This window comes from Flammeovirga sp. EKP202 (genome assembly GCF_014534745.1).
Lineage (GTDB): Bacteria > Bacteroidota > Bacteroidia > Cytophagales > Flammeovirgaceae > Flammeovirga.
In genome coordinates, this window is sequence record NZ_JACVVP010000048.1 from 1 (window position 1) to 21,931 (window position 21,931).

Below are 21,931 nucleotides of genomic sequence, written 5' to 3' on the forward strand. Positions count from 1 at the left end.
TAAAAATGAAGAGTATTTGGAATTTTTGATGGTTTTGCGACAGCCCCCGCGAACCATAATACACTACCATTTATTCTATATTCTTCATTAAGAAGCATCCCATTTCTTCTGCCCTATTAATTAATAATATCCAGACCAAAAGAAAACCCCCTGAGGTAAAAATGATACCTCAGGGAGTTTTTTGATGTTTTAATCGATTTGTTTTGTGGTTCGTCGGGCGGTCACATAGGACCCGCCCCTACGTGGGGATTATTCATACACCCTTTTTATATGCACATCCGTCTTCCTCATCATTTCCTCTGGCGTATCCTCATTGTATTCTTTCTGAAGCACTACTAATCTATTTTTCAGGTCTTCCGTCAATTTTTCATACCCCATTTTCCCATATAGATTATTCAACTCATTAGGATCTTTTTCTAGATCAAATAACTCCCAATTATCTTGAAACTCCCCCTTCTTTTTTTCAGGATTGTAATAAAAATGAATCAACTTATAACGCTCCGTTCTGATTCCGTAATGAGGTTGGACATGATGCCAATAAGGAAATTCGTAATAATGATAATAAATAGCGTCTCTCCAATTTGCCACTTTTTTTCCTTCTAAAATAGGTTTGATGGATTGCCCTTGAATTTCCTCTGGAATGTCTGCCCCTGCAAAGTCCAAGAGAGTAGGAGCTACATCAATATTCATAGATAATTTATTTGAAACTTTTCCTGAAGGGACATGATTAGGATAGCGAATAATAAACGGCATTCTCAATGATTCTTCATACATCATGCGCTTATCAAACCACCCATGTTCGCCTAAATAGAAACCTTGATCAGAAGAATAAATCACAATCGTATTCTCAGCCAATCCATTTTCATCAAGGTAGTCCAATAACTCACCAATGTAGTGATCAACACCTTTCACACAACGTAAATAATCTTTGATATATCGCTGATACTTCCACTTTTTCAACTGTTGAGCATCCATTTTTACCTCTGTATTTGGAGCCCAAACCACTTCATTATTATTTCCTTCAGTATACCATTTTTTTAGTTCCTTTTTCGTGAAATTATTTGGGATTTCAGGGTGTACCTTAAGATCTCTTCTATTGAGGTTTTTCTCAATCGTTTGCCAAGTATCAGAGGCTGCTATTCTACCTTCATAAGTATCATTAAAAGTTTCAGGCTCGGCAATTTCAATGTCATTAAACTCATTCTCAAATTCAGGAGCAGGATCCCAAGGTCGATGAGGAGCCTTAAACTGATACATCAACATAAATGGTTTTGACTTATCTCTTTTTTGATCCAACCAAGCGTGAGCATCCTCCCACACCTGTCTCGTCGAATGGAATTTTGTTTCAGTCAAAGTATCCCTTCCGTTTTCTAAAAATACGGTACTAAAATAAGTCCCTTGACCACCATGATTGATCATCACTTTCGAATAATCAAAACCCGTAGGTTTCGTCCCTAAATGCCATTTTCCTACAACTGCAGTTTGATACCCTTCCTTTTGCAAAAGCTTCGGAAACGTCACCTGAGAACCATCAAAATCGCCGCCATGTTCATTCTTAAAAAAGCCATTTATATGAGAGAACTTTCCCGTCAAAACTGCCGCTCGTGAAGGTCCACAAATCGCATTTGTACAGAACGTATTATTCATGATCATTCCCTCTTTCGCTAATCGGTCGATGTTAGGAGTAAGGTCTGGAAATTGTTTCGCTAGAATTCCACTTTGATAAGCACTGATTGCCTTCGTAGAGTGATCATCACTAAAAATGTAGATGATATTAGGTGGATCCTTTTCAGCAGTTGAAGGGGTTAATTTTGAACAACTCCACAAAAAAATAAAGATAGAAGTTGTAGTTTTAAAAAGATGTTTCATGTTTATTCAGAATTGAAATATAAAATCGGATTCAGAAACTTTAATTTCTAACTATAATACAATTTTGATATTCTCGATTAATTCAGAAAGTGATCGAACTGCTTTTAAAGTGTTTGGTTTGCCAACCCCTTTAAAATGGAACGGAATTCCCCTTTGAGGTAAATGAATTACTACTCCTGCATAATGATATAAACCCATTAATATTTTTAATAAATTGTTTTAGAAGTCAGAGACTTCTTTTGATCAGTCAAGCACAAATGACGCTTACGCTTAACATTTGCGCTATGGAAAATCAAAACCACTGGCGCGGATGTTAAGCGATAGCGACATCCGTACCCAATGATCACTAGAAATCTCCTGATTTCTAATTATTATAAATAAAAAAGTGAGAGGGAGATTTGTCCTGCTTTCTAATCAAATACCACCCTACTTCCCACCAATCAAGGATTTGGTACAATAATCCCCTTGTTTTTCTACCCAATTCCCCCTACGAAAACGTACAGACAAACTAGTATTGTGATATCAAATTTTGTGGTATTTTAATCTTAATGAAATGATGAAAACTTTTTTATATACCTTATTTATTATCTCCATTTTTGGTTGCTCTTCACCCCATACAAAAACACAAGTGAAAAGCATTCAGCCCAATATTGTCATGATTTATGTGGATGATATGGAGCTCAATCAGATGAGTGCTTTTGGTTGTGATATGCCTACTCCCCATATGGATAGGATTGTAAACGATGGGGCTAAGCTCAACTTAAATTATGTATCTGCGCCGGTTTGTACACCATCAAGGTATGGACAATTGACGGGTAGATATGCATCAAGATGTAATAGTTACTTAAAAGAATTTCCAACAGATAATCCTATTTTCATTCGTTGGAATGGAGACCTTGAAGAGCATGGTTCTGAAAAAACAGTAGCTCATTTATTAAAAGAAAATGGATATGCTACGGGTTTTGTGGGGAAATGGCACAATGGCCAACCTGAAGTGGAAGGGAGATATGAGGATTTGAATTTAGACAAAAAAATAACTGATCCTGATGTAGCAAAACAGCTTAAAGAACTTTATGCAAAGCAAGTCAATTACATTAAAAAAGCAAGTGGTTTTGAATATGTCGAAAGCGTTTATGGTAATAACCTTCATGCATTAGCTTTACCAAAAGAAGCACAAGTTCACAATCAAGAATGGATCACTAAAGGAGGTTTAGATTTTATCGACCAAAACAAAGACAAGCCTTTCTTCTTATCTTTTAATACCACTATTCCACACGTTCCAAGCCCTTATCATTCTATGGAGGCAGATTCTAGAATTACACCTCACGGATTATTGGAGGAAAGTATTGATGGAAAATATATGCCAAAGAGAGCCGATTTAATCCAACAAACTTTAGATGAGGGATTTTCTATAGATTATGCTGTAATCAAATGGTTGGATGAAGGAATTGGGGCTATTTACAAGAAACTGGATGAGCTAAACTTGACAGAAAATACCATCATTGTTTTTGCAAGCGATCATGGTGTAACCGGAAAAATGACTTGCTATACTTCTGCCGCTTTGGTACCTGCAGGAATTTCATGGCCAAGTAAAATCAAAAAAGCCCAGCAAATTAATGAGTTAACTTCTCAGGTTGATTTTGTGCCTACTGTACTTTCGGCCGCAGGCATTACTTTACCAAAAGATTATCATGCGGATGGTATTGACTTATTGCCTCATTTGATGGAAGGAAAAACATTGGGAAGAGATTATTTATATTCTGAAGTAGTCTATCAAAGAGCTATCATTACAAAAGATTTTCAATATTTAGCAACTCGTTTTCCTAATGATGTTCAAGCTAAAATTACCAAGGAGAATAGAAAAGAATTTACGATTGAAGGGAAACAAGAAAACGACAGATACAATGGTCAGGCGAAGTTCCCAGGGTATTATGATGATGATCAGTTGTATGATCTAAAAGCAGATCCTAAAGAACAAAATAATCTTGCATATGATCCAGCTTATCAAGCTAAATTAGAAGAGATGAAAGGGTATATGAAAGAAGTGGTTTCTACTTTCCCCCATGCTTTTGGGGAGTTTGGGAAACAAGTGAAATAAATTATTGTGTTTTGCGGTGACGTTGTGCTCCAACGTCACCTGACCTCCTCACAAACCATAAAAAAACATAGCATTCAAAATATGAACATAAAAACAATAATAGGCACCTTTGTTTTTTTCTGTATAGGAATACTTAATCTAGAAGCACAAATTGATGAGAAAGCCACAAAAGAAACAAAAAGACTTTATCAAAACCTTCAATCTTTTAAGGATAATCGATTTATTTTTGGGCATCATTTTACAGAACTAGCAGGTTGTTATCCAGAACCGTGGGTGGATCATAAAGATGTCAAAAATAGGTCTGATGTAAAGTCAGGTTATGGTACTTATCCTATGTTGTTTGGTTATGATTTTGGACCCAATAATTTCCATAAATATGAAGGCATTATTAAAAAAGCCTACAAAATGGGAGGGATCATCACTGTAAGTTGGCATGCGAAAAATCCCGTGACAGGTGGAAGAGTTTATGATACAGAAGGAAATGCCATGGTGGAAATTATGCCAGGAGGATCGGCCCATAAAGTGTATACCGAGTGGTTAGATAAGATTGCTGATTTTGCTCATAATGTAAAAGTTCCCGTGATCTTTAGACCTTTCCATGAGAACACCGGAAATTGGTTTTGGTGGGGAAATGAATCATGTACTCCAGAAGAGTACGTTTCAGTATGGAGATATACAGTCGATTACCTCAAAGCTAAAAAAGTACACAATTTTCTCTACGCCTATTCTCCTTCAAAAGGACAATATGACGATAGATATCCCGGAGATGATTATGTCGATATTTGTGGTGTAGATTTCTATGGAGGTGTAGAAGAATTTCCAGATAATTTCATCACTGCTATCAAAAAAACAGTAGAATTTGCCAATGCTCACAACAAGATTCCTGCGCTAACAGAATTTGGCTACAGAAATGGAATTCAGAATTGTGACAATCCAAAATTCTATACAGAGATGATTTTAAAACCGATTATTAATGACCCCATAGCCTCACAAATTACATTTGCCCTCACATGGCGAAACAATTCCAAAGAAAGAGGCTATTGGGTGCCGATCAAAGGAGATATTTATTACGATGATTTCGTCGAATTTCACAAAAGTCCCTCTACCATTTTTATCGACAACAAGATCAACATTTATAAAAAGCCATAACCACGTAGGGGCGGTACTATGCGACAACCCACCGAACCGCAAGAAAAATAAATTGTGTTAGAAATTGGGAGATCTATAAGAAACGGGACGGATCACCTAGCGCAAGAGTTAAGCGTCAGCGTCTCTTGTGTTTTAAAGATCACAAGAGGTCTCTAACTTCTAAAAAAATAACAATAAATAGGGTGACTACTTATAGACGGACAGCAAAGAGAGAAGCATAAATTTGCTTCTCTTTTTCATCAAAAAATCCTAAATCCCCCATCCCTAACCCTCATTTTATTAAATTGAACCATTAGGACAGAAACCCTTAAATATGCGGAAATTACTACTCGTAATATCATTTTTTATCATCAATTTCAGCTACGGGAAAAGCATTATACAGCTTGACCAATTAGAGCAAGTGGAGAACTCCCCTTTTTCTACCATCAATAGTATTGTAGAAGATCAAAGAGGGTTTATTTGGTTTGCCTCATGGAAAGGATTGTATAGATATGATGGGGAGGAAGTGGTTTCATTTAGGCAGTTGAACAAAGCATTTTTAGCTTTAAAAATTAATGACCTTTATCTGTTTGATAATGACCTATGGGTATCCACGAACAACAATGGGATTTTCAGAATCAACCTCAATGATTACAGTTATGATAATTGGAGTAAATCAAGGGACAATTTTATTACTGATTACTCCTTATGCATTTCTTTTGATCAAGAAGAAAATCAAGTTTGGGTAGGAACACAAAATGACGGGCTAGCACAACTCAACCTTGATAACAATACGATAAAAGTTTATGATCAAAAATCAGAAAAAGTTTTCACCAATAATACGATTACATGCCTTCTCGAATCAAACTCCAAAGGCATTTATTTAGGGACTAGAAACGGCATACTATTTAAAGCAGAAGGAGAACAACATTTTTCAAAGGTCTTTGAAGGCATTAACCAATATGTCTACTCAATGCTTAAAGACCCTTCGGGGAGGATTTGGGTTTCAGAACGAGATGGTGTTTATGTGACATCAAATCAGAAAAATAAATACACCAAAGTGTATGAAGCTTCAGCTTATCAATTGACTTTATCGAAGAACAAAGAAAACGTATTATTGAGTACCAATGATGGATTAAAAAGCATCAATATATTTACCCAAGAAGTCACTTCTATCGAACCCAAAAATGAGACAATAGGAATGCCGATATCATGTGCTTTGGAAACCAAAAATTTGATATGGTTAGGGTCACGAAGAAAAGGATTACATCAATTATTCAATGTTCAAAACTTGGTTAAAAAAGAGGAATCAGCATTAAACCAACTTTCATTTGCGGTATCCAACCTTTGTCCATTAGAAAATGGGGATCTTCTCTTTCATCGTTGGGCGGATGGCATTTATTATTATCAAAAATCAAAAGACCATTACTTTAAACTAAAAACAAAGAAATTCGATCATGCCACGCTCAATACGCTAACAATAGACAAATACAATAAAGTTTGGCTCTCCAAAAAAGGAAATGGAGGAGTGTACACCTTTGACCTTGATGACATTGATTTGGAGCATCAGACAATCAAAAAGATTAGGCACTTGAAGAACCCTTTTGGTAAGGGAAAGACACCATTGATCACAACGATTACAAGTGATAAAATTGGCAATGTATATTTCGGAACCTATACTGGAGATGTCTACAAATACATTGCTCATACCGATCAGTTTGTATCGATATTATTTATCAATCAGCCTTTTTGTAAAGGAAAACCGATTCACTCCATTTTAGTAGAAGAGAAGCAAATTTGGATTTCTACCAGTGGAGCAGGGATTTTTAAGGCAGTTTTGGATCAAGACAATACAGTGCTCAACTTGAAAAATTATACGGTAGAAGATGGCTTGTCCAGTAATTTTTGTGTAACCCTTTTCCGAGGAAAAAATGCTTTACTTTGGATTGGGGCAGATGATGGATTGACGGTTTATGATAATCAAAGCTTCAGACAGTATTTTAATACAGATGATACTTTCTTTAGTGTAGAATCTATCACGGAAGACCGAAAAGGACATATTTGGTTGGGTACCTCAAAAGGGTTGGTCAACATTAATCCTCAATTCGAAAATAAGAACTCTCGCATTTTTACTACAAATGACGGTTTAGAGAATAAAGAATTTTTCAGCAATGCGGTGGGGATTACAGCCGAAGGACAATTGATGTTTGGGGGTACAGAAGGCATTGATTTATTTTCTCCAAATCAGTTAGACACTCAAAAAAATCACGGCATTCCAACTGTCAAAACGGTGTGGATTGGAGGTGAGAAGGTATTTTATCATTCCAATGAATATATAAAATCAGCATTAGAAAATAAGGCAAAAATGGAGTTGCCTTATGCCAAAAATTCCATCGCTTTTGGATTCAGTAACCTGGAATATTTGAATCAAGATAAAATCCAATACGTTTACAAAGTGTCGGGATTAAATAAGAAGTGGCATACATTGCCTGATGGGGTGAGTTATTTGGAATTGAATAACCTTGCCTCAGGGGAATATAATATTCAAGTCAAATCGACCAATGGGGAAGGTATTTGGTCTGAAAATACTTTGGATCTTCAAGTGGTCATTGCCGTTCCTTTGTGGAGACATCCGGTAGCGATTGTTTTGTATATCTGCTTGGTATTGGGGTTGATTTACCTTTTCACTCAAAGGAAGTTGGTCAAGGCTCATCATTTACATCAGTTGGAAATTGACCGATTGGATTTGCAAAAGAAAAATGAATTGGATGATTTGAGAACGAAACTGTATATCAATATCTCTCATGAATTCAAAACACCCCTTACTTTGATTCTTGGTCCATTAGCGTCTTTGATTCAGCAGAAAAAGGAAAATGATCCTTTTTTCGAGCAACATTTGATCATGTATAATAATGCAGATCGATTGCTGAAACTGGTCAATAGAGTGATCAATATTGGGAATTCTGAGCAAACTAAACAGCACCTTAATGTTGAAAAAAGAGATTTCAATGTCTTTATCGAAGAGGTGCGAAATGCTTTTGTTTATGAAGCCAACCGAAGAGAGATTCAGCTAGAACTGGAACAAGCGACAGTTCCTTTGGAGTGTTATTTTGATAAAGCTATTGTAGAGGATATTCTGTTTAATTTACTGTCAAATGCTTTAAAATATACCCCAACTTCAGGGACCATAAAATTAAAAGTAGAGACGGAAAAAGAATGGCTTACTATTCATGTCATTGATCAAGGAAAAGGAATTAATCCTATTGCCATTGATAAAATATTTGATCGTTATTATGGAGATAAAAACAGGTCTTATTCGACAGGAATTGGGCTGAATTACTCTAAGCGTTTAGCACTTCTGCACAAAGGGAATTTAGAAGTCAAAAACAATAAAAACCAAAATGGAGCTACTTTTATACTATCGTTACCACTTCATGACGTGTATAAAGCTGACGAAAAAGTAATCAAAGACCTTAGTAGTCAAGACACCGTAGGCATCTACAAAAATGATGTAGTCCTCCAGCAAATTGATACTTTGACTTCTGAAAACCTGGATCCCAAGGATGAAAACATCGCTTTGGTGATTGATGATAACCCTGATATCAGAACGTTTGTGAAATCGGTATTAAATGGTCAATTCAAAGTGATAGAAGCCACCAACGGTAAGGAAGGCTATGATAAAGCCGTGGAGTGTATTCCTGATATCATTATCTCTGATGTGATGATGCCCGAAATGGACGGTTTTACTTTTTGTGATTTGATCAAAAAAGACGAAATAACGGACCATATTCCTGTCATTCTCACCACCGTTCTCTCGGAACATGAAGACCGCTTGAAAGGTTTAAAAGTAGGTGCCGATTCATATATCCCAAAACCATTAAATCCGGAACACCTCTTGGTACGTGTAGAGAAGCTTTTGAACTCTCGCAAAAAACTCATCGCAAAATATTCTTCATCAGAGAAAAACAAGGTTGAAACTTCTCCATCTGAAGAACATCCACTTCTTGTTCGTGCAAGGGAAGTCATCTTACAAAACGTCACTAACGAGGATTACGATGTAGATAAATTCGCAATAGACCTCGGATTCAGCAGAACACAATTGTACCGAAAATTCAAGGTAGTTTCTGACCTTTCTGTTAGTAAATTTATCAGAAAAATAAAGCTAGAAAAAGCCAGTGAATTACTTCTTGAGGGGGAACTCAATATCAAACAAGTCACTTATGAAGTGGGCTTTAACGATCTGAAATACTTTAGAAAATGCTTTCAGGATCAGTTTGGTGTGACGCCTTCAGTTTATATTAAGGAGAATGGGGAGGGGTGATGTTTGAAATAGAACGGTAATTCTTTATTTAAACTTAAAATCTTGTAAAGGAAAGTGTTAGATTTGTTTCATAGCCAGAATTAAAGCTCTATTATAATGACAAATCAAACTTCAATCTTTTCCTACGATAAAATAATTGAACATTCACTAATCAATAAAAAGTTATATTATCCACAAATAAAAGAGATTATTGAGAATAAAGACCAAACTTTAAAAGGAATGGAAATCAGTACCTCTTTTATTGTAACGGTATTGGCATTTCATTTAGAGATGAAAAATGAAATTATCAAGAATGAAAATATATCCTTCTCGGATTTAGATGCTCTTAAGTTTGTAATTGATTATTTAAATAAAACTGTCTTTCAAATCCTGATACCCCAAGTTCAGCTGTTTTATTTATGCGAACTATATAAATCAGAATCAAGCTCCTTTTTTAACTATTTTGAAGAGTTTTTAGATACTAACTCTGTCTTTATTCGATTAGAAGATAAAGAAATATTTATTAGACAATTTGTTATTGGTACAGGAATTAATTTAACAACAGACGTTTCAGCAAGCTTATACGAAATATTCCTACTTAATTCATATAGAGATCATTTCTCAAATATTATTTCAGATGAAATCAATTCATTGATTCTAGAGAAAAATGATGTCCAAGAATTTTGTGTCTTCATACGGGATAATATGGATAAATATCCAAATGTATTTTTTTTAATAAGTAAAATAGTAGTAAATGAGAATTATTATGATATCAAAAATGATATTGTTGATGCCTTACCTAAAAGTAAGGACCCAAAAGTTTTGATAGAGTCTTATATAAAATTACCCAATTTATTGGATATTGACTTTATGAATATCAAATCTACAGTTGAAAATAAACTCGATCACGGATTGTTAGTTGATTATTTACCTTACTTTTATTTATTCTTATATTCAAAAATCACATCTGATAATCATTTAACCATCGTCAGAGAGCGACTATTCGAATTAACTAAAAAAAGTGAATTTGGTAATTCAGTCTTTGAAGCTTTGCTAAATTATTGTGATGATAAAGATTTACAATATGAACTACTTTGTAGTTTAGAATTGAAGGTTTCGAACTTTAATGTACAAATGAGAGTTGTCTTGGAATCTTTTACAGTAGATAGAAAAATAGAGATATTAAAGAACCTATTTGAATCTATTAATTTGGGGGTAACTAACAATCATAATTTTATCCAATTTTTATTATCCTTAAGCGAAGAAGTACGATTTAAAAATCTTTTGATTGATACTTTATTAGGTAATATTGGTCAGACAAGATTTAGATCTTTCCTTTTATTGAAAAGTATTCATGATTTGGATAAAGAGTTTATAATTGATGTTGAAGAACTGACCACTCAAAATAAGATAAGGTTTATATTATGTATTTCAAATTTTAGTTGTTATTTGAATTACCTTGAAGGTTTTGATTTATTATTACCATTATTCAAATGTAATGACGATAAAGTGAAATTATTTCTAGAAACTAAGTTTTTAGAATCAATCACTTTTTATGGGGTTTCTTTATTTGATAAACTTAATCGATATCTAGATGAAGAAAAAATAACGTTATCTTTTCTTAATGAGTTAGAAGAGGAATCTAAAATGTTTCAAAACTTAGAAAATAAAAAACATAAAATTAAAGAATTTTCATCCTATTCATTATTTCCTCAGTTGCACAAAAAATTTGAAGAGAAGAATAACGAGAGACTAAATAATGATATGAGAGGTTATCAAAAAGATAATGAAAAAAATAGTTTAGCAAAAATTATTCAAACTGTTCAGATAGGAAGAGGTTCATATTGGAAGTCAGAAAGAAATGAACAAGTATCAAAACCGGGTAAAATAAGTTCATCAATATCCATTTCTATGGAATTATTGAATATGCCTCTTGTAGATTATTATTTGTCATACTTTATAAATGAAGACTGGACTAATGAACAATTTTAATAGAAACATTGTAAGAGATTATTTAGGCTCTCTAAAAGAAGACAAAGAATTAGATGCAATTTTCCCTTTGTTACTATCAACTATGGGGTTTAGAATAATTGCGACAGCTGAGGATTCTAAAGGGATGCCACAATATGGTAAAGATATAATTGCTGTTAAGGATAATAGAAAGTATTATTTTGAATTAAAGGGTTATAGTGATAGAGATATCACATCGTCTTCTTTTAACAAGAATGATGGAATAAGAGAGTCAATTTATGAGGCAATAGATACTCCTTTTGTAAATGGAAGCTTTGGGGGTTTCTCAGATATGAATACATCAATTATTATTGTTCACAACGGAGAAGTTAAAAGAAATTTTAAACCCCAGTTTGAAGGGTTCATTGATGAAATGATGAAAAAAAACCCAGGCATTGAAATTACAAATTGGGATATACACCATTTGACTGATTTATTTACAGATTATTTGTTTAATGAATATCTATTATCTGATTCAGAGAGTATTCGGCTGTTTAAGAGAGTATTGGTTCTTCTGGATTTGGGAGAGGGTTACTATGAACATTTTGAGAAATTAATATATCATCAAATAGATAAGTTTTCATCTACAGATGGAAGAAAACTTAAGAAATTCCTGGCAACTCAATTATTGTTAGCTAATATCATTTTCAGTTATTCAAGAGAGAACAATAATTTAGAAACTGGGAAAAAATGTATCTCATTTCAAGTTTTACAACTTTGGTCATGGGTATTGAAAAAAAATCTTCAGAGAAAAGAAGCAATTCTAAATAGTTTTGAAATCCTCTATCAATTATTTAATAGTGTGTTAAATGAATATTTCTCGAAGTCATTAGATTTGGCAAAAGAAAAGAGAGGACTTTTTCTTGGGAGAACTGGCCAATTTGAAAAATTAGGATATTCACTAAGATTAATTAGTTATGTTAACCATCTATGTATTTACTTTAGAAATAACCTTTCAAATTCAATTGGAGATCCAAAAGATTACTGCGAAATACTTAACGAGATTATTGATAATAACGAAGATGGATTGATATTATTAAAAGATAATCAATCAATTTTTTTAGTTAATGTTGCTACCTTTTTCATTGAAAATAAATCTACGGAATATGCTCTTAATTTTCTTAAAATAATCATTGAGAACTTATTATTTATCAAAGCAAATTATTCGGTATTACCCGAATACTCTAACAATGAAGATAACCTTATAGATCTTTTAGTTAATCATTACCGACCTGAAAATTATTGTGATTCATCAACTTGTTTATTATATATCTTACTTGAGTTTTCAGTGTTGCTAAAGAGAGAGGATTATTATCAAATAATTAAAGAAAAATTGCTTGACAAGGATACAAACCTTCAATTGTTTACACCATACATAAGTGAATATCCTAACTTTGAAATAACTCTTTTTGAAAAAGAGATTAAAGAAGGTTTGATGATAACAAATATTCAAATAGAAGACGATTTTTCTGATTTTTCCAATAAAGTTCTCACTGAGAGTATTGAATCTTTAGAATATAAAACACCATTTGAACGCTTTAGATCATTAAAAATATTGGCTCATGTTTATTATGATACCCCTTTTTTTCAAGAAGATTGGTTACTAAAATTATAAATCTTTTGATTCAAGTTAAATTGGTTTTGTGTGTTATTTTATAATTTTTTGTCTAGAAGTCAACAGACTTCTTCCATATTCAGTTCCAAGTGACGCCTATCGGCTTAACACTTGAAACAGGGAGAAGAAAACCCATTGTATCACACAAGAGAAACAAAAAAAGCAGTCCACTCAATTGAGCAGACTGCTTTTTTTGTGTCGGTTAGAATCTTATTTCAATTCTCTATTTTTTTATTATTCGTATACTGCTTCTGATTTTTTGTAGAGCGTGTATTCAAAATTATCCACAAGCCAAGGGTTTTTGGCAGGGGCTCCAGCGTAGAGGTTGAAACGGATCATGATATTGATACGGCCACTTCTCATGCTATCAGCAGATAATGCCCCTTTAACGTTATTGAGTGTAGCTGACCCCCATCCTGCAACAGTGGAGAAGTTGGTACCGTTTGTGAATGGAATTGTTGTCCAGCCTGTTTCTATGATTTCGGCATCGATATCTTGATCGTAGTTATACGTCAATGTTTTTTCAGTTTGCCCTGCATTGCTCTCGTTGTAGCCATACATCTCATCAAAACTTATGGCAAGTCCTCTTACATCAGCGTCAATATCAATGGATTTTACTAATGCAGTTGATGCGTAGGCTTGTCCTGCAGGGATCTTAGAACCTTCGACTGTTCCTTGGGCACCTTTTATTCCTTTTTGTGTTCTAATTTGCCAGTACGGAACAGCTGTAAAGGCTTTATCTCCGAATTCTGCATTTTGGAAACCATTTGTATCAACTTCAAGTTTGTGGTTGTTTGGATACGTAGTGTCATCCATAAAGTCTTCCATCACTACCTCAGCAATTCCTGCTTCAAGAGAAGAGACGACATTGAATACGTTTTCGTAGTTCATCACTTCATTCAAGCCGTGGTCTTTTACCAAAATGCTGATATTCATAGGGTAAGTCCCTTCCGGAATATTGCTATCTTCAGCTACTGTAATCACACCTGTTGAGGCATCGATTGAGATACCCGTGAATTGATTATCCAAGAATGAGAATTCTAAGTCTGTACCAATTGTAGCAATGTCAACATTGATAGAAGCACTCATGCCTGACCATGGTGAAAGGGTAGCCTTAGTTAATGTTGTTCCGCTTTGCGTGGCACCTGAGTACGTTAAATCAGGTCTTTCGCCAACGGTTACGGTCATTACATCCGCAAATATTTTATCTCCGATTGGTGTTTGTACCGTTACTGTCAATTGATGTGTAGCAGGAGGTGTATTGTAGTTCGTTTTCGAAATAACACCTGTGTTCTCATCAATCACTAAACCTTCCACTGCATTACCGTCAGTACCTGTCATGGTATAAGTGAAATCATTGATGTCAAGTTTTTCAACAGTACTGATATTTGGTGTCGCAATTTCTCCAATATAGTTGAAATCAACTGATTTTGGAGCGTAAGTTAAATCAATATCCAATGGAAGAATGGTAGTAACATACACACTATCAAATCGTTTTACACCTTTGTCGGTAGTCATCACGACTTCAAAAGCATAATCGCCGTCAGGTGTGTCGTTATTTTCCTTGATGATTTTACCTTCGTTGTTGATAGAAATGCCTGGTACTTCTGGAAGTAATTCATAACCTTCTACCGTAAGATCTTGCAAATCTGTGATGGTTGGAGATGCCATAACACCTTGATGAGTGAAATTGAAAGAAGTTGGTTGCCCTTCATAATTGATGGCGAAAGGAAGCTCAACAATCTCAATCATAGAAGCACTGTCGTGAGTGACTAAACCGCCTGAGTAATAGACTTTCACACCAAAGTAATAAGTACCTACCAACTCAATCGGAGTTTTATCTGCTACTGTAATCATACCTGTAGCATTGTCAATTGATACAAGTTGAGAGAAAGCATACAGGTTGAAGTCTTCATCACTAGATGTAATCGTATCGATTTCAAACTTCACATTTGTAGTACCATCCCAAGTTGGTAATTCAGTTTGGATAGTGTCCAAAAAGCCTGCTGATGTTTCACTGTACACCAAATTGACAGGAGGGTTCATTACGTTGTCTTCCAAGTGGCCCGGAATTTTTTCCTTTTCACAACTCAATGCAAAGAAGGCCAAGATGAATACTACTAAGGAATTAAATATATATCGTTTCATGTTGTTGCTCTTTTTAGTTTTTTATAAGGCACCGTATCCTTCGTTTTGATCACTACCAGAAACCGCCTGATTGGTGTTGATTTCCACTTGAGGAATAGGTAAGCGTAACGCTTTTGCATTATCAGGGAAAGCAGGATCTAAGTTGGTATTTCCATTTTCACCCATTCTAAATGCATTTTGAGGATCAATGACGTTCGTCTTGAAGAATTGATAACCTCTTCTTCTGGTATCCATCCAGTCTTGCCCTTCACCAAGCAATTCTGCTCTTCTTTGGGTAAATAATTTCAGTCTCATTTCTTCCATAGACATCATGTCCCAGTTGGCAGGTTCAGCCGATCCTTCATTGCTGTTTCTCGCTCTATCAAGTACTAGATTGACATATTGTAAGGCATCCGCTCCCAAACCTCTTTCGTTTTGGATTTCCGCCAACATCAACAATAAATCTGCATATCTGTACACAATCCAGTTTTTATTGCTGGTGATAGTCGTAGAATATTGGTTCTTCTCCATCAGTTTTAAGAGTGGTGTAAAGCCATTTGTTCTGTTGGTTCTAACCGGAGATTCTGGATAACACTTAGTTATGTAAGGGTTTTCAGTTATATTTCCACCTTGATCTCTAAAACCAACAAACGAAGTTACAAAAGTTGATTTCAGACGAGGATCGTTAGGAGAGTCATTGTAGATAAGATCGTAAGCGGCAGGGTTGGTTAATACTCTACCACTATGGCTAAATCCTTGTGTATAGACTTTTGGAGTATAGAAAAACGTGAATGTTTTATTAACTGCCGTAATGTTGAATTGTAATTCAAAGATCGACTCGTCTGTATTGTTTCCCGATTGTTCATGCCAAAGGTCCTCATAGTTAGGCACTAAGGAGTATTGATTCTCAACAATTTTTGCTTCATCATAAGCCATCAACCAATAATCATCACCGCTGTTGGTATACCCTTCAATTTTCAATGCCTCATCACCTGCATTTGTACAAGAAGCGATGTAAACATAGACTTTTGAAAGTAAGAAGTTAGCGGCATAGCTTTTAGGATAACCCAATGTTTGAGTATCATTGGCCATTAATGTTTTAGCAAAATTCAAATCTTCAATGATCTGATCAAAAATTAATTGCTTGTCAGTTCTTCCTACATGTACCGTATTTTCATTGGTAGGCTCAACTCTTAATGGTACTTCGCCCCACATCTGCACGGCATTGAAGTAAGAGAATGCTCTTACAAAATATGCTTGACCAAGGTAGTTTTTAGTATCATCTGACATCACATCAACATTGTTATCATAGACTTTGTTCACGTTGTAAATAAAGTCGTTAGCACTGTTGATCGTTCCGTAAGTACCTTGCCAAATACTTTCTACGTAATCATTGTCTGAAAACGGATTTAAAGCGGCAATACCAAAGTTATCTGATTCTCTTCCTGAGTAAAAAAGACCTGAATGTAAGTTTAATGCTTGCATTTGGTTGGCATAGGCATGAAAACTAATCATGGTACCGTACATACCGTTCAAAGCGGCAAACTGCCCTGAGGGTGTACTGTAGGTCGATTCAGTATCTAGAAAGGGCGGGCGAAACTCATTGGAACAGCTCAAACTAAAGGCTGTTAGAATCAATAAGGCAATTTTATTTATAATCGTTTTTTTCATTGGTTCGTTGATTAGAATGTAACATTAATACCCATCAAGTAAGTTCTCAAGTTGGCATAAGCGCCCCAATCTGTTCCCATGATTGTACCATCATAAAGGAATGAAGTCACCTCTGGGTCATAACCTGAGTAATTGGTAATTGTGATAGGGTTTCTTACTGTACAGTAGATACTGATAGCACCTATACTTTGCCATTTATCTGTAGGAAGATCTACTGTAAATGTCACATTAGATAATCTTAGGTAACTTCCATCCTCAATCATTCGGTCTGTAATATGACTACCCATTGAGTTGCCATAACCGTATCCGATTCTTGGAGTGTCCGTATTGGTATTTTGAGGAGTCCACGCATTGTAATACGTCTCAGGTCTTACATTCCAGCTATTGTAAACCGGTGAAGGGTAACCTGTCCAAACCAAGTCTGCATTCAAGACATCATTGCCGTAAACACCATTCCATAGCATACTCAATCTGAAAATTTTATATCTGAATTCCATATTAATGGAGTACATGAAGTCAGGGTTAGGATCACCAATTATCGTTTTATCATCTGAAGTGATATTTCCGTCACCGTTTTGATCTACAAAAATGACATCTCCCGCTTGGTTAGCGTTACCATTAAAAGTAGGACCACTTTTAGCAGCTTCTTCAGTAGCATAAATTCCATTGGTTTTGTATCCATAGAAAACACCTACTGGCATTCCTTTGACAAAGATATTGGCAGGGCCATTTAGAGTACCACCACTTGATACTTCGTTGCCTAAATATCCTTGTACTTGCTGAGGTTGACCATCGATATAAATAGTTGACTCTGGAATACCTAACTCTCCAATCTCCGTGATGTTTTTGGTCAATGAACCACCAATATTTACACCCCATGTATCATTATCTACAATCACCGTATTCAAGTTGAGTTCAACACCTCGGTTGTACATTTCACCTCTGTTGATATAGTAGTTTTTAAAACCTGTAGAAGTAGGAGCTTGAAGTCTTTGAAGCAGGTCCATAGTATGTTTAGAGTACAAATCTACCGTACCTGTAATTCTTGATTTCAAGAACCCAAAATCTAAACCAACGTTGATCTGATCTGTAGTTTCCCACGTTAGGTTGGTGTTGGCCAAGTTACCAGGAATTAAGCCCACTTGGTTACCATTATTGCCATCAGGATAAAGGTTGTTGGTATAGTTGGATAATGTTTGGAAAGGTTGAATGGCTTGGTTACCTGTACGTCCCCATCCTGCTCTCAATTTTAAGTCCGATAGACTGCTTGAGGTTTTTAAGAAATCTTCCTCTGAAATATACCAAGCGACTGAAGCAGAAGGGAAGAAGCCCCACTGTTTTCCTTCCTCAAATTTGGATGATTTATCCGCTCTGAAGTTGGCTGTCATTATATATTTGTTGTTGAAAGTATAATTTACTCTTCCCAAGTAAGAGAAGATAGATTCTTCGTAAGTCAGTGTTCTTTGAGGAGATAAAATGTCTTGTCCGTACTGAGGAGCTTCACCTCTGAAGCTATGATCAATAAAGTTGCTGACCGCATAAGTAGTGTTTTGCGAATTGATATAATCATACGTCACTACAGCCGTAGCACCCACTCTATGTTTTCTATTGAAAGTTCTGTTGAAGTTTACAATACCATCAATATTGTAAGAGCTTCTTTTTTGTTGAATTGTGTTTAAGTATCCATTCAATTGGTTACCTTGGAAGGTACCAGGACCAAACCAAATGCTTCGGTCTTGATTTCTTAGATCGGCTCCCGTTCTAAGGGTAGCTTTAAGTCCTTTGACGATTTTATATTCCAATTTACCTCCAATGATCGTTCTGAATTGTTTAGTCAAATCATCATTATTTTTCATGAAGTCCCAAGGTGTCAATTCAACAGCATCACCATCATCTTCACCATCTATGTTCAACCCCGTAAGTGGCAATTTACCAACCATTTGATTAATCAACGAACGGCTACCACCTGCTCTTTCACCCGTCTGAGCATAAGAACCATCCAAGATGTTTAAAGTAGTTTTTGCTTCAAAACGCAATTTCTCAGAAATCTTTTGACCTAAATTAATTCTTAAGTCACCACTTTGAGAGAATGAATTCGGGATCACACCTTGCTTGTTGTTGTATCCCATCGAAATGTAATAGTCTGTCGTTTCATTGGCACCACTGATAGAAGCACCTGCATTATAAGAAACGCCCGTTCTGTAGATCTCGTCTTGCCAATTGTGTTGCTGTAATAGGTTTCCACTTGCCAATTGATACACCTCTCTAGTTTCAGGGTTTAATTGATAAAGAGGAACTTGATTGTTGGATAAGTTCACATCATTGATAAACTGAGCGTATTCAAATCCATCCAACACATCAATTGTTTTTGAAGGTTCTGAGATAGAAGTATTGGCAAAGAAATTCACCTTGGCGGCACCCTTTGTTCCTTTTTTAGTAGTGATTAAAACCACACCGTTGGCACCTCTTGAACCGTAAATCGCAGTGGCAGAAGCATCTTTTAATACTTCAATGTCCTCAATATCTTTTGGATTGATACCTGCTAAACCGTTTTGAGCACTAGGGGCAGAGTTACCACCTTGCACATTGACTGGAGTATCACCAGCTGAACTAATGATAATACCATCGACTACATAAAGCGGTTCGTTATTCCCTCTCAGTGAGTTGACCCCTCTGATCTTTACAGAAACAGCACCACCCTGGGCACCCTCATTACCGATCACTTGAACACCAGAAACTCTACCTTGCAACATTTGGTCAAGGTCATTGTATTGTCTTACAACGTTTTCATCTTCTTTTACTTTACTAATAGAACCTGTTAAGTCACGTTTTTGAACTGTCCCATAACCCACTACCACTACATCATCTAACATAGCGGCATCCGCTCTTAAATAGAAATCATGTTTGCTTGCACCATTGTAAGTCCATGTTTGTGTTTCCATACCTAAATATGAAATGACCAATTCTTGGCCTTTTTCAACCTGTATAGAATAAGCACCATCCAAATCTGTAACTGTACCTTTGGTAGTACCTTTAATTTTAATGGAAGCGACAGGTAATGGAAAATTGTCTTCTTCATTCATTACAACCCCTGTCAATATAGTTTGTTCTTGGGCGAACGTTATTGTGGTAATTGTTTGAAGAAGAAAAATAACTAATCCCACAAAGCGGGATAACGGATAAGAAGTAATTTTTCTCATACTCAAAATATTTTAAAAAATAATTTTAGAGGAACAGAGGTATTGTTCATTTCACTTTCAAATACTAATGCTCCAGAAGTACTCGACTACGCTGAAGTAATAATTATCATTTCTGTTTTATAAATACGGTTTCTTGAAGTAAATCCGTCATAGTCAAATCTGAATTTTCTGAACATTGAAGTAATAATGTTTTAGATGATTATTCCATTTCATTATGCTTATTTCACTTCAATAAGTTTAGCCTTGTAATAATGAATGACTACAGTGTCGAAGTACATTACAAATGTAGGGTGGACACTAATTGATGGTATGCAGATTTTATTCATTTGACTGCTTTATATGATTTATGATGCTCAATTTCAGATTTCAAAAAGGTGAAAAAAATTACTTTCGTGATGAAAAAGTCCACTCCTCAAGAGTCTTCTCACTTGTGGAGTAAATCTTCATGATTTACGCTTTAGGCAATGATAATAAATCTTTAGTTTTTAAGTAATGATTTTTGATGTTCTGACCACATTAATGAGGAAATATGTAATAAATAAGTCTATTTTTTCGATTAATTATTCATTCTTTTAAAGAATGGAATGTAAAAAAATGTAACGGTAAAACTGCATTTTTAATATCAAGGAGGCTTATTTTGATAAAAAAGTAACTAAATGAAAAATTGCAAAGAACTTCACCTTTTAGTATTGGTTCTATTTTAAAGAGAAAACTCCATATCTGTAAGCTGTATCCTAAAGTACTTTTGTATCAACAACATCGGAAAGTGAAATGAAAAGTACTTTGTCATGAAAAGAAATTACGTTCATATAGTATCAATTTTATTACTCTTATTACAAACAAGGTGCTCCTCTGTCAAAGGAGGTTCAGGTGACCTTGTGGAGGTGAAGCCAAGAGTGATTATTACAACCGATATTTATAATGCGGACTTTTCAATGAAAGACGAACAGGCTCTAACGTACCTGATGTGGTACTTAAATAAGATGACTGTTCAAGGAGTAGTTTTAGACCGATACAATGCCTTTGGTGTAAATAAAGTAAAGGAGATTTTTCAGTGTTATGAGAAAGACTTTTTAAATGACTCTTTTTCTTTTAGTCAACACCAATTCCAATTGCCGGACAGTCTAAAAGTAAGTCTTCAGAAAGACAGAAAAGCAGGTGTCCAAAAAATTATAACAGAAGCAAGAAGCCAAAATGATTCTCCTTTGTATGTTTTAATACTTGGTACAATGGAAGTGGTGAATGAGGCTTTAATGTTGGCACCAGACATCTCCGAAAACATCAGATTGATCTCCATAGGATCAGGTGTAAAACCTCCAGATGAAGATGTATGTGGAAATCTGAATTGGAATGGATGGGGCAGAACGGAAGTATTTGAACGTTTCACTAATCTTTGGTGGATCGAGAATGACTGGGCTTATAAAGGTTTATCCGAAGGAGATAAACCTCAAGAAATATACAATGGAGTAATTCAGTATGGTGAGTTAGGTGATTTTATATCAAAGAGCGAAAAAACGCGTTTCGACCTAGAAGGAGCCATTCCCATCATGTTTTTGGTGGACCCACAAATCAAACCTAATTATCCAGAGTTTGGAGGTTGGACAGGAAACTATATCAAACCCTTTCCTGTAGAGCGACCACACTATTGGGTAGACAGAGCAGATACAAAGCAATGGGATTATCAATACCCTTGCAAGTCGTGGGATTTGGCATTTCAGGTATTAAACGAAAGAAAGAATAACGTATTAATACGACGTGATCAAATGTATTCCTCTTTGATGGATCAGCTAAATCAACTTTACTCTATGGCACTGTAAACAGAGCTTTCGATGGTGGTTATTAGAAATCAGGAGATTTCTGTTGATCTGCAAAGCACGAATGACGCTTACGCTTAACATTCGCGCTAGTGGATA

The 21,931-nt window shown here is 35.3% G+C and carries 11 protein-coding genes; 6 read left to right on the top strand and 5 right to left on the bottom strand.

What is annotated here, in order from left to right; all coding sequences use genetic code 11:
• Positions 1-249: 249 nt before the first annotated feature.
• Together IC221_RS22635 and IC221_RS22640 are read right to left on the bottom strand one after the other, a co-directional pair.
• The gene (locus IC221_RS22635; protein ID WP_188171126.1) at positions 250-1,869 is read right to left on the bottom strand and encodes a sulfatase; all 1,620 of its coding nucleotides are present in this window, start codon (positions 1,867-1,869) and stop codon (positions 250-252) included.
• A gap of 51 nt (positions 1,870-1,920) precedes the next feature.
• On the bottom strand, positions 1,921-2,067 hold the full coding sequence (locus IC221_RS22640; RefSeq protein ID WP_188171127.1) for a hypothetical protein: 147 nt from the start codon (positions 2,065-2,067) through the stop codon (positions 1,921-1,923).
• Between the two features lie 355 nt (positions 2,068-2,422).
• Here IC221_RS22640 and IC221_RS22645 point away from each other — a divergent pair, with 355 nt between their 5' ends.
• From IC221_RS22645 to IC221_RS22665, 5 genes are all read left to right on the top strand, one after another.
• Positions 2,423-3,967 (top strand): sulfatase, encoded by a 1,545-nt coding sequence (locus IC221_RS22645; RefSeq protein WP_188171128.1) that lies wholly within the window; start codon positions 2,423-2,425, stop codon positions 3,965-3,967.
• An 81-nt stretch (positions 3,968-4,048) separates the two neighbouring features.
• Positions 4,049-5,116, top strand: coding sequence for a glycoside hydrolase family 26 protein (locus IC221_RS22650; protein ID WP_188171129.1), 1,068 nt, complete (start codon positions 4,049-4,051; stop codon positions 5,114-5,116).
• Positions 5,117-5,429: 313 nt separating this feature from the next.
• A complete protein-coding gene (locus IC221_RS22655; RefSeq protein WP_188171130.1) occupies positions 5,430-9,416 on the top strand; it encodes a hybrid sensor histidine kinase/response regulator transcription factor in 3,987 nt (1,328 codons plus the stop codon).
• Positions 9,417-9,512: 96 nt separating this feature from the next.
• Positions 9,513-11,387, top strand: a complete 1,875-nt coding sequence (locus IC221_RS22660) for a hypothetical protein (RefSeq protein ID WP_188171131.1) — start codon at positions 9,513-9,515, stop codon at positions 11,385-11,387.
• Entirely contained in the window at positions 11,359-13,020 is a 1,662-nt protein-coding gene (locus tag IC221_RS22665) for a hypothetical protein (protein WP_188171132.1), read from the top strand. Before IC221_RS22660 ends, IC221_RS22665 begins: the two co-directional genes overlap by 29 nt.
• Positions 13,021-13,254: 234 nt before the next feature.
• On the opposite strand, the gene IC221_RS22670 is transcribed toward IC221_RS22665, so the two are convergent.
• Genes IC221_RS22670 through IC221_RS22680 form a run of 3 tightly spaced genes read right to left on the bottom strand, consistent with a single transcriptional unit; the run spans position 13,255 to position 20,018 of the window.
• Entirely contained in the window at positions 13,255-15,168 is a 1,914-nt protein-coding gene (locus IC221_RS22670; RefSeq protein WP_188171133.1) for a hypothetical protein, read from the bottom strand.
• Between the two features lie 21 nt (positions 15,169-15,189).
• Positions 15,190-16,818 carry a RagB/SusD family nutrient uptake outer membrane protein gene (locus IC221_RS22675; RefSeq protein ID WP_188171134.1) on the bottom strand — a complete coding sequence of 543 codons (1,629 nt, stop codon included), beginning with the start codon at positions 16,816-16,818 and terminating at the stop codon, positions 15,190-15,192.
• Positions 16,819-16,829: 11 nt separating this feature from the next.
• The gene (locus IC221_RS22680) at positions 16,830-20,018 is read right to left on the bottom strand and encodes a TonB-dependent receptor (protein ID WP_188171135.1); all 3,189 of its coding nucleotides are present in this window, start codon (positions 20,016-20,018) and stop codon (positions 16,830-16,832) included.
• 788 nt (positions 20,019-20,806) lie between these two features.
• Between IC221_RS22680 and IC221_RS22685 the strand changes: the two genes are divergently transcribed.
• On the top strand, positions 20,807-21,835 hold the full coding sequence (locus IC221_RS22685) for a nucleoside hydrolase-like domain-containing protein (RefSeq protein WP_188171136.1): 1,029 nt from the start codon (positions 20,807-20,809) through the stop codon (positions 21,833-21,835).
• Positions 21,836-21,931 lie beyond the last annotated feature (96 nt).